Annotated in this window: 11 protein-coding genes and 3 rRNA genes; 12 read left to right on the top strand and 2 right to left on the bottom strand. The window is 55.3% G+C overall.

Annotation, left to right across the window (positions count from 1 at the left end; translation table 11 throughout):
• From ACZ9XP_RS06635 to ACZ9XP_RS06595, 9 genes are all read left to right on the top strand, one after another.
• Positions 1–234 (top strand): 23S ribosomal RNA (locus tag ACZ9XP_RS06635); the annotation flags it as partial.
• A gap of 107 nt (positions 235–341) precedes the next feature.
• Positions 342–454 (top strand): 5S ribosomal RNA (gene rrf, locus ACZ9XP_RS06630).
• Between the two features lie 68 nt (positions 455–522).
• Positions 523–636: ribosomal RNA gene (rrf, locus tag ACZ9XP_RS06625) — 5S ribosomal RNA — on the top strand.
• Between the two features lie 137 nt (positions 637–773).
• Positions 774–1271 (top strand): D-glycero-beta-D-manno-heptose 1-phosphate adenylyltransferase, encoded by a 498-nt coding sequence (rfaE2, locus tag ACZ9XP_RS06620; protein WP_147688270.1) that lies wholly within the window; start codon positions 774–776, stop codon positions 1269–1271.
• Positions 1268–2233, top strand: a complete 966-nt coding sequence (locus tag ACZ9XP_RS06615) for a biotin--[acetyl-CoA-carboxylase] ligase (protein WP_465188184.1) — start codon at positions 1268–1270, stop codon at positions 2231–2233. The genes rfaE2 and ACZ9XP_RS06615 overlap by 4 nt, the downstream gene beginning before the upstream one ends.
• Positions 2230–2943 carry a type III pantothenate kinase gene (locus ACZ9XP_RS06610; protein WP_147688268.1) on the top strand — a complete coding sequence of 238 codons (714 nt, stop codon included), beginning with the start codon at positions 2230–2232 and terminating at the stop codon, positions 2941–2943. The genes ACZ9XP_RS06615 and ACZ9XP_RS06610 overlap by 4 nt, the downstream gene beginning before the upstream one ends.
• Positions 2940–3803 (top strand): SPOR domain-containing protein, encoded by an 864-nt coding sequence (locus tag ACZ9XP_RS06605; protein ID WP_147688267.1) that lies wholly within the window; start codon positions 2940–2942, stop codon positions 3801–3803. Before ACZ9XP_RS06610 ends, ACZ9XP_RS06605 begins: the two co-directional genes overlap by 4 nt.
• 158 nt (positions 3804–3961) lie before the next feature.
• Entirely contained in the window at positions 3962–5923 is a 1962-nt protein-coding gene (locus ACZ9XP_RS06600) for a PhoX family protein (protein WP_147688266.1), read from the top strand.
• A gap of 135 nt (positions 5924–6058) precedes the next feature.
• Entirely contained in the window at positions 6059–7318 is a 1260-nt protein-coding gene (locus tag ACZ9XP_RS06595; RefSeq protein ID WP_147688265.1) for an MFS transporter, read from the top strand.
• Between the two features lie 39 nt (positions 7319–7357).
• Here ACZ9XP_RS06595 and ACZ9XP_RS06590 read toward each other — a convergent pair whose 3' ends face one another.
• Complete coding sequence (locus tag ACZ9XP_RS06590) at positions 7358–8488, bottom strand: hypothetical protein (protein WP_147688264.1); 1131 nt, start codon at positions 8486–8488, stop codon at positions 7358–7360.
• Positions 8489–8751: 263 nt separating this feature from the next.
• On the opposite strand from ACZ9XP_RS06590, the gene ACZ9XP_RS06585 reads away from it, so the two are divergent.
• The 3 genes from ACZ9XP_RS06585 (at position 8752) to ACZ9XP_RS06575 (ending at position 11268) form a co-directional block, all read left to right on the top strand.
• Positions 8752–9018 carry a hypothetical protein gene (locus ACZ9XP_RS06585; protein WP_147688263.1) on the top strand — a complete coding sequence of 89 codons (267 nt, stop codon included), beginning with the start codon at positions 8752–8754 and terminating at the stop codon, positions 9016–9018.
• Positions 9019–9193: 175 nt separating this feature from the next.
• Positions 9194–10396, top strand: a complete 1203-nt coding sequence (locus ACZ9XP_RS06580) for an ATP-grasp domain-containing protein (protein WP_147688262.1) — start codon at positions 9194–9196, stop codon at positions 10394–10396.
• A complete protein-coding gene (locus ACZ9XP_RS06575; RefSeq protein ID WP_147688261.1) occupies positions 10393–11268 on the top strand; it encodes a hypothetical protein in 876 nt (291 codons plus the stop codon). Before ACZ9XP_RS06580 ends, ACZ9XP_RS06575 begins: the two co-directional genes overlap by 4 nt.
• A 565-nt stretch (positions 11269–11833) precedes the next feature.
• Here the strand turns inward: ACZ9XP_RS06575 and ACZ9XP_RS06570 are convergent.
• Positions 11834–12631: a hypothetical protein gene (locus ACZ9XP_RS06570; RefSeq protein ID WP_465188183.1), complete on the bottom strand. Its 798-nt coding sequence runs from the start codon at positions 12629–12631 to the stop codon at positions 11834–11836.
• Positions 12632–12692 lie beyond the last annotated feature (61 nt).

Raw genomic sequence — 12692 nt, 5'->3', positions numbered from 1 at the left:
GTGGACGAACCTCTGGTGTACCGGTTGTGACGCCAGTCGCATCGCCGGGTAGCTAAGTTCGGAAGAGATAACCGCTGAAAGCATCTAAGCGGGAAACTTGCCTGAAGATGAGACTTCCCTGGAGGCTAGACCTCCCTGAAGAGTCGTTCGAGACCAGGACGTTGATAGGTCGGGTGTGGAAGCGCTGTGAGGCGTTAAGCTAACCGATACTAATTGCTCGTGAGGCTTGATCCTATCATTTGAGTTGCTTTGTTGATGACGAAGCGCTGGTTGATACAATGAAATTCTACCGGCTGGAAAACAAATCCAGCCTGGCTTCTTCAAGTTTGTGACAGTTTATGTCTGGTGGCCATAGCGAGGTGGTCCCACGCCTTCCCATTCCGAACAGGACCGTGAAACGCCTCAGCGCCGATGATAGTGCAGATACCTGTGTGAAAGTAGGACACCGCCAGACGCCCCATTCAAACGCCCAGACCATCGGTCTGGGCGTTGGTTTACCCCGCGAGGTGAGCAACAGTTTTTTCTGGTAACCATAGCAGAGTGGCCCCACGCCTTCCCATTCCGAACAGGACCGTGAAACGCTCTAGCGCCGATGATAGTGCCGATTGCCGGTGTGAAAGTAGGACATTGCCAGAACCCCATAATGAAGCCCGGACCATATGGTCCGGGCTTTTTGCATTGGGTTGGCGCCACACGGGTGGTATCCTTGCGCGATTACAAAGAGATGATGGCTATTTGTGGCCTTGGCGAACAGAATGGCAGAAAGGATAAGCATGTCGTACCCCATGCCGGATTTTGAACAAAAGATTTGCCCGCCTGAGCGGCTGGCTGAAAAGCTTGCCGCATTGCCGCGGCCTATTGTGTTTACCAATGGTTGTTTTGACATTTTGCACCGTGGGCATGTGACTTATCTGGCGCAGGCCCGGGCGCTGGGTGCCAGCCTGGTATTGGGGCTGAATACGGATGCGTCGGTCAAGCGCCTGGGTAAGGGTGATGATCGTCCTATCAATAACGAGCTGAACCGCGCTGCCGTATTGGCGGCGCTGGCGTGTGTCGACCTGGTGACCTGGTTTGATACGGATACGCCCGCTGACCTGATCGAGCTGGTGCAGCCGGATGTGTTGGTAAAAGGCGGTGACTGGACGGTGGACAAGATCGTGGGGAGCGCTGAAACGCTGGCACGTGGTGGCAGCGTGCATTCCATTCCATTCCTGTTTGATACCTCGACGACCGCAACTATCCGCAAGATCCGCACTGTGGAAGGCCAATGAGCGACCTAGCTTTTGCCGTACTGCGCACGCTGGCCGATGGCAAGTTCCATTCCGGCGAGGCGATGGCGCAGCAGCTGGGCTGTTCGCGCACGCTTGTGTGGCAGGCGGTACACCACCTGGAGAGCGAGTTTGGTCTGACGGTGTTCAGTGTGCGTGGCCAGGGCTACCGGCTGCCGCAGCCATTTGCCTTGCTGGATGTGGCTACTATCCGTGCGCAGCTAGACGACGATGCGGCCAACGTGTTTACGCTGGCGCTGGCCGAGCAGATTGATTCTTCCAACACCCAGCTGATGACCCGTGCTGCGCAAGGTGCACCGCACGGCCTGGTGCTGGCGGCCGAGCGCCAGACGGCAGGCCGCGGCCGTTTGGGGCGGCGCTGGCAAATGCGCCTGGGGGCGGGGTTGACGTTTTCCCTGCTATGGCGCTTTGAGCGGGGTTTGTCCGGCTTGGCAGGCTTGTCCCTGGCGGTGGGGGTGGCCATGGTGCGTGCCCTGCGTGAGTTTGGCGCCCCGGTCAGCCTGAAGTGGCCCAATGATGTCTTGCTGGGTGGCCAGAAGCTGGCCGGTATCCTGATCGAACTATCCGGAGATGCCCTGGGCCCAGCCACGGTGGTGATTGGCATGGGCCTGAATGTGGCGCCGCCTGGCGAGGTAGACCAACCGGTAGCCTGCCTGGCGGACGCCGGCATCATGGTTGGCCGCAACGCGCTGATGGCAGCCTTGCTGAACCAGCTTGCCCAGGTGCTGAGCCAGTTTGACCGCGAGGGCTTTACGGCTTTTCGTGCAGAATGGCTGGACATGGCATCGTACCTGCAGCAGCAGGTACGGCTGACTTTCAGCCATGGCGAGCCAGTAGAGGGCGTGGCCACGGGGGTGGATGAAACCGGGGCCTTGCTGGTGGAAACACCTGATGGCGTACGGGTATTTCATGTGGGTGAAGTCAGCCTGAGGCCACAAGCGTGAAACTGTTGGTCGATGCCGGCAATAGCCGGGTGAAGTGGGCGCTGTGGGATGGAACGGCGCTGTCCCCGGTGCAGGCGCTGCCTCATGCCGACCTGGGGCAGTTGGCCGCATATTGGCAAGATTTGGCAGTAGATGCCGTTTTGGCAGCCAATGTAGCCAGCAGCAGCGTGCGTGCTGCCATCAGCGAAGCTGCGCCTTTGCCAGTGCAATGGCAGCGGGCAGCGCCCGCAGCCCTGGGCGTGCGCAACCACTACCGGCAGGTGGCTGAACAGGGGGCTGATCGCTGGTTGGCCGTGCTGGGCGCCCGCCAGCTATGCACAGGGGATGTGGTTATCGCCAGTGCGGGCACCGCCCTGACGATTGAAGTGCTGACTGCCGAGGGCGATTATCTGGGCGGGGATATTCTGCCGGGCTACCGCCTGATGCTGCAGGCGCTGGCGCAAAACACCGCCCAGCTGGACCGTGTTGCTGGCCACGTGTGTGACTTCCCCCAGGGTACGGAAGATGCGCTGGCGACCGGGGTGGTCGATGCACTGTGCGGGGCAGTAGAGCGGATGGTACGCAGGTTGGCCGCACAGCGGGGCCACGCTCCCCAAGTGTTGCTGACGGGCGGTGATGCGGCTTTGTTGCTCGCGCATCTCCCGTTTGATGCCCGTATCGTGGATAATCTTGTCATCTATGGTTTAGCAAACGTGGCGAACGGCTCATGAAGTGGTTTATTGGAACGCTGGTAGTGGTCAACTTGTTGGCCGCGCTGTATGGTGCGCTGAAACAAAAGCCAGAGGTGGATATCCACGCGCAGGAAGTGAATGCTGCCCAGCTGAAAATGCTGCCGGCCAACTGGAAGCCCCCCGTTGCCAGTGCTCCGGAAGCCAGTGCGCCGGTAACCGATATTGCCAGCAGCATGCCGCAAGCCGAGGCTGTAACCGCAGTGCCCACCGTGCCTGCGGTGAGTAGCGCGGTGGTAGCGACCGCAGCGCCGAAAGAGGCCAAGCCTGCCGTAATGCCCGCCAAGCCGGAAGCCAAACTGCCGGAAGCAAAAAACGATGACAAGGCCGTGAAACAGCCAGACATCAAGGTCGCCGAGGCCAAATCCGTGGCCGCCACACTGTGCTACAGCTGGGGTGGGCTAGATCCGCAGCAGCTGGCGCGTGTACAAGGCGGTGTCCCCTTGCTGAAGCTGTCCAGCCCGCCACAAGCCAGCGTGGTGGATCAGCGTCGCGGCTCGGGCAAGGCCTGGGTGTTCTACCCGCCGCTTGCTACCCAGGCCGAGACGCAGACCTTGGTGGCCGAGCTGAAAGCCAAGGGTTTTGACAGTTACATCGTCCAGACCCCCGGCGAATTCAAAGGCTATCTGTCTCTGGGGCTGTTTGGGCGCGAAGAGGGCGCACAGGCGCTGGTGAAACGCCTGAAAGCGGCCGGCTACGACAAGACCAAAGTGGATAGCCGGGGCGACGTGGTGAAAGTCACCACACTGAGCTTCCGCCAGCTGGATGAAGCTACAGCAGCCAAGCTCAAAGCGCTGCAGAAGCGCTTGTTGCCAGGCATACCGCTACAAGCGTGCCGCTAGCAGCAACCAGGCAGGATAAAGGCAGACGTTAGTCTGCCTTTTTTATTGCCAGCCAACATGACTTGTCATGTTGTGGACATATTGTCTTGATCGTACTGTCACAAAGATACCTTAAGGTTGCAACGTTCATTTCAACGTTTGCCGCGATGGGGTTCCACATGTCTGACAGTTACAAATTCAAGCAATACGGTGTCAACGACACCTCCAATACCTGTAACAACCCGGCACTGTCCGATGTGCTGGAAGCGCGTTTTTCCCGCCGTGGCATCTTGCAGGGCACCGGTGCGCTGGGCGTAGCCGGCCTGTTCTCCGGTACCTTCGCCACCTTGGCCGAAGCCGCACAGGGCGTGGGCACCCTGCCAGCACCCAAGCTGGGTTTTGCTCCAGTGCCATTTGGTTTTGAAGATAAAGTCGTGGTGCCGGCCGGCTATAGCGCCGAGGTCCTGTACGCCTGGGGCGACCCGGTAGGGATTCCGGGCAATATGCCTGCTTTCAAGCAAGACGCCTCCAACACCGCCGCAGAACAAGCCGCCCAGGCTGGCATGCACCACGACGGCATGAGCTATTTCCCGCTGCCAATGGGTGCCACTGGCTCCAAACACGGCCTGCTGGCCATGAACCACGAATACACCGACGATGGCCTGCTGCACGTAGGTGGCATGAAACCGTGGAATGGCGAAAAAGTGCTGAAATCGCAGCACGCGCACGGTGTATCGGTGATCGAAGTAGAAGCGACCGGTAAAGGCTGGAAGGTCGTACGCCCGTCCAAGTACGCGCGCCGTATTCATGTCAACACCCCGATGGCCATCAGCGGCCCGGCTCGTGGCCATAAGCTGATGCAGACCGACGCCGACCCCAAGGGCATCGAAGTACTGGGTACGCTGAATAACTGTGCCAACGGCCAGACACCGTGGGGCACCTACCTGACCTGTGAAGAAAACTGGGATGGTTACTTCGTCAACAACTCCGGTAGCCTGAACGCCAACGAAAAACGCTACGGCATCAGCGCCACCGGCGCAGGCTACGACTGGGCAGTAGAAGACTTCCGCTTCGATCTGCAACTGAACCCGAACGAAGCCAACCGCTTTGGCTGGGTAGTGGAAATCGACCCGTTCGACCCGACATCCAAGCCGGTAAAACACACTGCGCTGGGCCGCTTCAAGCATGAAGGTGCCACCGTTACCCTCGCCCCGAGCGGCCACGCCGTGGTGTACATGGGTGACGACCAGCGCTTTGAGTACATCTACAAGTTTGTTTCCAAGAACAAGTACAACCCGAAAAACCGCAAGGCCAACATGAGCCTGCTGTCGGAAGGTACCCTGTACGTCGCCCGCTTCGACGCCGACGGTAACGGTACCTGGTTGCCGCTGGTACACGGCCAGAACGGCCTGACTGCCGAAAACGGCTTTGCCGACCAAGGTGAAGTTGCCATCATGGCGCGTCTGGCTGCCGACAAGGTAGGCGCTACCAAGATGGACCGCCCGGAGTGGATCGCCGTGAACCCGCGCAAAGCCGGCGAGGTGTACTGCACCCTGACCAACAACAGCGACCGCGGCAAAGAAGGCAAGCCGGGTGCCGATGCGGCCAACCCGCGTAACAGCAACCTGTTCGGCCATATCATCCGCTGGCAGGAAAACGGTGCCGATGCCGCTGCCGCCGGCTTCAAGTGGGACATCTTCGTACTGGCCGGCCGCCCGGATGCCGCCAAGCAGGAACACGTAGGCAACATCAAGGGCGACGCTTTCGGTAGCCCAGACGGCCTGAAGTTCGACCAGCTGGGTGTACTGTGGGTACAGACCGACGTGTCCACCTCCACGGTGAACATGAAGGAATACAAAGACATGGGTAACAACCAGATGGTGGCCGTGGTGCCGGAAACCGGCGAATTCCGCCGCTTCCTCACCGGCCCGCACGGTTGCGAGATCACCGGCCTGGCCTTTACACCGGACAACAAGACCATGTTTGTGAACATCCAGCACCCGGGCGAGCCGGCCAACGAGCGTAACGATCCGGCAAACCCGACAGCGTTCTCCAGCTGGCCTGACGGCCCGAAAGCCGGCCGCCCGCGCGCCGGCACCGTGGTAGTACGCAAGCTGGACGGTGGTGTGATCGGTAGCTAATCGGAGAGTGCAGCATTGCTGCAGCAAGGGCGCCCGCAGGCTGATGCTTGCGGGCGTTTTTTATGGTTTAAAAAAATAGTCATAGATAAAATCATTTCGGATTTGCCAAATCATATAAAATGAAAATGGAATTAAATGAGTCATCCCACCTCTTCTCTGGCCACTTGCCCGGTTAACCGGCGTCAGACGGCCACCCTCGCACTGGGCAACGCACTCGAAGTCTACGACTTCCTGCTATATGGCTTTCTGGCTCCTGTCATCGCCCAGCAGTTTTTCCCTGCCACCGACCCGCTGTCCTCGTTATTGCTGACTTTCATGGTGTTTGGTGCCGGTTTTGTCATGCGGCCGCTGGGTGCCGTGGTGCTGGGGCGCCATGCTGATCGCCATGGCCGTATCGCCGCATTGCAATGGAGTATTGCCCTGATGGGGGCGGGTACCTTGATCTTTGTATTGGCACCGACCCATGCCCAGATCGGCGCGGCGGCAGGCTGGGTCTTGCTCTTGGGCCGTTTGCTGCAGGGGTTTTCCATGGGGGGGGAAATCAGTGCGGCATCGGTGGCTTTGCTGGAAGCCGGCCCAGCCAGCTCGGCCACCCGCCGTGTCAGTTGGCAATTTGCCAGCCAGGGCGCCGGTAGTACGCTGGCCGCGGTAGTGGTGTTGCTGCTTAGCCAGCTGTTACCCGCAGCGGCGTATGCCAGCTGGGGCTGGCGCCTGGCATTTGCACTGGGTTTGCTGGTGGTACCGCTGGCCTGGCGCATGCGACGACAGTTGGCCGCAGGCTATGTGTCCACCCCGCCATCCGGCCCTGGCCTGTGGCCGGCGCAGCGCCAGCGGCTGCTGTGGTCTACCTTGCTGATTACCGGCTCGACCGCCGGGGTTTACCTGTTGCTGACTTTCCTGCCGGCCTATCTGTCCGAGCAACGCGGCTGGCCCAAGGCGATTGGCCAGCTGGCCGCCCTGGCTGCCGGTATTACTATCATGCTGGCCTCGCCCTGGTTTGGCCGCCTGGCCGACAGGTTGCAGGAGCCCGCGCGACTGGTGCGCCCGGCACTGGCTGTTGCCATGTTGCTGGTGCCGCTGCTGTTCTGGTTTGTGCAGCAGGATCAGCTGCGCTGGCTGCTGGTGCCGCTGGTGGTGATGTATATGCTGGCCACAGTGGCCATGACGGTCAGCGGCCTTACCCTGTTGATTCAGGGCTTTGCGCCAGCGCACCGTACCTTGGCTACCGGTATTGTCTATAGCGTGGGCGTGACCCTGTTTGGCGGGTTTAGCGGTGCCATTGTGCTGAAGTTGCTTGCCTGGACGGGCAGTGCCTGGATGCCGGCGCTCTACCTGCTGCTGGCGCTGGCTACCTCGTGGCTGGCCTTATCCCGCTTGCAAAGGTTGGCCGCCTAGCCACCGGGTGAGTCATCAGCTGGCCCGCCTGGTGCGTGTTTACACTGCGGGCAGGGCGGCCAGCAGCCGTAACAGGCTTTGCAGATTGTCTTCCCCACTTTTCATCAGAATCGCGCGTATCTGGCTGCGTACCGTGGCCAGGCTCAGCCGCTGCTGCTGGGCGTAACTTTCGGCGCTTATCCCGCCTGCCAGGGCGTGCGCCAGGCGGCTTTCGGCAGGGCTCAGGTCAAACAGGGCCGCCAGGTTGGCCGCAGAAGGCTGCTGCTGGCGGTGGCGTGGCCGGATCAGCAGCAAGATATCACCGCACGGGTGCAGGTTCAGGCCATGTCCGGCGCGGCCCGCCCCCTGGCCGGCTTGTACGATCGGCTGCTGAAACCCCTCTTGCGGCACCGGCAGCATATGCAGCACAAACTGGCCTTGCGGCAGTAGCAGCGGCAGGCTGATGGCCACGCGCTGTTGCCTGGTACGCGACAGGGCTTCTTCCAGTGGCCGTTGCCGTAGCCAGGCACTGGCATTGCGCCATGGGGACTGCTGTAGCCAGTGTTCTGCTACCGGGTTCACGTACAGCAGCTGCCCAATATGGCCCAGCAGGATCACGCCTTGTTCCAGTGCCGCCAGCCCTTGTTCGCCACCCCATGCGGCCGCACGCAGGGCCTCGGTTTGCCGTAGCTGTGCAAACCAGTTGCCCAGGTGGGGAATCAGCTGCTGAAACCGCTGTAGCTGCAGGTCAGAAAACGGTTGTCTACCGTGTTCGTGGTTAAACACGATGAACACGTCTTCCCCCGCGTAGCTGTGGATCCGGCCGCCCATGATGTAGCGCATGCCGGCTATCGGCAGCAGATATTCCTGATAGAAGCGGTCGCGGCCGACAAAGCGGTCGTCGAAATGCTGCTGGCAGGCAAAGATGGTGCCGATGGGTTGCTTGATCCCAGCATCCATGCGTGGGTCCAGCGCCCTCGCCTCGGCATCATAAGCATGCTGTGCCTCGATGATGCGCTGGGTGGCCATGCTCAGTGTGGCCGCATTGCGTGTCTGGTGCCAGCCCAGCAGATGAATGCCATCGCTGTCCATAAAGCCGTCCAGTGTATCCAGCAATGCCGGAATGGTGTCCGGTTGCAGCACGCTGCTGTACAGCGACAGCAGTAGCTGGTCGCGTGGCGGCATCGTCATGCTGTGTCCCCTGCGATAGTGCCGCGGCGCGCTACGAAGTGTCGTGGTGCGGTGATCATGCGCTGTCCATCTTGTTATGATTTTTGTTAATTCTTATGGCATTTTTAATCATGCCTTATTTATTGATTTTTCATCACTTTTGATGATGTGGCAATGTTAGTGGCCGAATTACATTGCAAATGGCAACTCTCTTGATGAGTACTGTTGCAGATGGCGCAGGTATTGCCGTGATTTTTTGATTTATTGCCATAACAGGAGCGCGTATGACTTTCAGCCGATTAACGATGGTGGGGGCTGCACTGGCCATGGTGTGTCAGCTTGCCGTAGCGGACCCGTCTGCCGCCACCCGCATTGCCAACAACAAGCGCCTGCAGCCGCCCACCAGCACTAGCTTCCAGCAGCAATACCTGCAACTGGCAGGCAAACCGGCGGATGACAAGCTGTACCAGACTTTCGTCAACCGCTGGCAGGCCGCCAAGGCCGATGGCTGGCTGCTGGATGTGCAGACCTTCATCAACGCGCCGGGTTGATTGATGTCTTCTGCCTTGCATATTGGCGCTGTGCAGAGCGTTGGCGCCTTTTTATCGTGAACAATATTGATCAGAATAAACTTGTCTGCTTTTTATACTCGATCAACGACTTCGGGATAAGTTGCAGTTCATCATGAATTGCCTGAAAAATGTGGGCTGATTTTTAGCGTGGATTATGAAAAAAGTATTGATTGTTAACCCGTTTGTTTCACAAAAATATCTGGCTGCGCAGTTTAAAGGACGCATTGACTTAACGGCACTGTTTACATGCGACATGTCATCTCTTGATTCATACTCTGCTGAAGATATAGCCGTTTTTGAAAAAGCAATCTGGATCAATGAGTGTGATATTGAAGTAAATCTGCCCTATTTGAGGGAGTTGGGGTTTGAGTATATTTTGAATGGCAGTGAGGAAAGTACGCCAATTTTTGACTTGTTGGCTAATATGTTAACGCCAGATTATGCAAATAATATAGAATCTTCCTCTTGTCGTTTTGATAAATTGATGATGCAAGAGGCAATGCGTAATGCGCAATTGCCTCATATATCGACAAAGAAAGTAGACGCTTCCTCGTTGCTAGATAATCCTGATCTTTTGGCGGAATTTAATTACCCAGTTTTTTTTAAGCCGCAGCAGGGGTATGGAAGTGTCGGTGCATTTAAGGCGGAAAATGCTACGGATATCTTGCGGAATTTAGCAAACTCCCCGTTGCGCCAATGTGAATACGTGGTTCAGGATTATATCGAAGGTGAAGAGTATGTTGTAGATACATTTTCAGTTGACGGGGCACATTACGTTGCCTCTGTTCAACGATATAAAAAAGAGAATATCGGTGGTAAGCCTGTTTATCGTTATTGCGAAGTGCTACGAAATGAAGAGGAATGGAAGTTATTTGAAGACTTTGCGAATAAGATGCTGGATGCGCTGTCCTTGAGAAATGGCTTTGCACATAGTGAGATCATGTATTCTCCACGTACCGGCATGAAGCTTATTGAGTTGAATAATAGAATCAGTGGTTGCAAGGGCGCATTTAATGCATGTGCACAAGAGATTGGTCTGAAGTCCCAGACTGATTTACTGTGTGATTTTCTAGAAGGAACAGAGTTGTTCTCCAGCATGCCTGATAAACATGATTATGGCACCACTGTTACTGTATTCAAAATGGGAGGGGGGAGAGTGCAACCTATGGATACTTCTGGTTTGACAACATTGCGCAATATATTCTGGTGCAAGAAGAGTGGAGAGCTACTTTCTGAAAAGCAAGAATATAATCTGTTGGATGCTGTTGCTTGCTTGGTTTGTGTCGGTGAGTATGATGAGGTTCATCGTGATATAAAGACTATTTTTTCACGTGAACAGGCGGGAGTGTTAGTATGATTTTCTTGCTGGCTTTCATCGCATTATCAACAGGGTCTTGGGTTTTTGTCCACGAGCTAAAAAGTGTGATGCCGACCAATGTCTCATTGATGCTTTCAACAATATTTGCCATAGCTTTGTTTCATTTGGTTAATCTGAAAAATGTTAGCACTATGTACCGTGTTTTGTTGAAAAGCAAAGCGACGTACCTAATGTTAATGGTGTGTACGCTAGTGATGTGGGGTAGCTCCTTTTTTGTTAGTAGCTTTTCACCAACGTTCTCTCAGTTTGTGCAGATGGGCATGGGCGCAGCGTTAGGAAGCCTGTCCATTTTGCAAGGCGAAAGAACAAGGGAAAATTTTATATCTGCCTGTTCAATAAATGCAGTTATTTTATTGGCACTGTTTTATCTGATTTTAAATTATAGTTTCAGTGAGGTCTTGTCTGCGCTGGCTATCATTGCGATGGTGAGCTTTTTCGATTTTTATTATAGTCACGTGTCGCACAAGATAAATGGCTTGGGTCTAAGTAGTAGTCAAGTAATAGCTAGTAGGTTCTGGCTGTTGCTTGTATGCAGTATACTACTTCAATCTCATGAGATGAGTGATGAGTATTTTACTGGGCATAACCTGCTGATTGCCTTCGGATTGGCTGTTTTTACTTTCATGTTGCCGATCTACTTTTATCAAAAGTCTGTTGTATCCATGGGGCCCGATCTTGCTTTGATTGGTAGCGGGGTCTTGCCTTTGACTACATATATAGCGGAGAGGCTGTTTACTAAATCGCAGACGCCGGTAGCCTTGGGAGTTCTGTCGCTGCTACTCTCTTTAGCTATTATGGTGCCGGCGTTGTATTTCAAATATAGCGAAGGTGAGCTTAAGCAGGGTGTTTGAAATCATTAGCATGCTTTTTTGAAGTACGTCAATTGCATGGTCTGCTGTGCTACAGGGCCGAAGCCATGATTTTGAAAGGAGCTTGTCTCTGGCGACTCATTGAGGCTTTGCTGTTACATTTTATCTCGGGTGTTGCACTATTTCGCATCCCCTTTTACCCCGCTTCGGCGGGGTATTTTTTATGACAAAACAAGGTCGCGTTCCGCGGCTAGTTACGACGTTTGAACTGTTCCGATTCGTATGCTAATGAGGAATTCGGCCCACCATGGCAAGCCGGTGCTATGGTACGAATGACTTCCTAAAACACAGATCATTGGCTTCATGCGCCGAGGTGTATCCCGTTTTTATAGCGAATAACATATTGAATGCTATTCGATAAGGTGCCAGCGGTGTCAATAAAGATGATGATTCTTCCATATTTTACTCTGCCACTTAGAGCAGGTGATTGATGCGGTGCCTCACCAATTTTTAGCACGTAGTGTTGCGTGAGCCTGATTTCGCGTTACATGACAAAGCCCTGCCGCAAATTGCAAGCAGGGCTTTTGGTTTTGTATCCTGTCGGCGTTTAGAATTTCATGCCTACAGCAACACCATACTCATGTGTCTTGTTTTTCGGCTCAACCGTGCTGTAAAGATTACCGTTGATGATGGCGTAGACTGTTTGGGAGTCTTCGATATTCCAATAGCGATAGAATGGTGCTGCATAGAAAGTGTTAGCACCTATTTTCTTTTCCAGCTCTACCGACAGATCGAGGCCGAAACCTTTTTTCTGGGTATGCTTCAGGTCGGCATCCCCAATCATCGAGGTTTGCGTCCCTTCGATAAGGTGTTTGTAAGCAATCGACGGTGTAACGTTGATACCGGACTCAAGGTTGAATTTCTTGTCCAGGCTGAATTTCAGATAAGAAAGGTCATTTTTGCGGTTATAACCCCCTACTGCTGCCTGCTCCATGGAGTCTTCCAGATGGCGTAAGCCTAGGCCTGCACCAATATTGATATCCTGTAGCGAGCCGATTGCCAGTCGGCGTTTGAAGATGGCTTGCACTTCCCATGCTTGTCGGTCTTGCCCGTTCGATTGAACATCGCCGTAATTGCCACCTTGGAATGCACCTGTGTAGTCACTTTTCCCGAACGCATAGCGGCCAGCCAGCAAGAGGCTGTTTTCGTCATCAAGCTTGAGGTTGGTGCTGCCAACAAGGCTGGCCATATTGCCCTTTTCCTGCATAATCTTGCGGCCAGTTTGGAATTCAGAATAGTGCTCTTGATAAGCTTCTACACCTAGGCTGGAACCAGTGATTTCGATGGCGTGAGTTACTGGGGCGACACCGGCCAGAGCCAGACAGGCAAGGATAGTCTTCTTCATGGTTTCTCTTCTATGTCTCAGCATTTCGATAGGTGGATGTCAAACAGTGTTTGCTATCCAG

The organism is Vogesella perlucida (genome assembly GCF_979366545.1).
The sequence above is the reverse complement of the archived record's forward strand: the minus strand, read 5'-3'. Positions and strand labels throughout refer to the sequence as shown.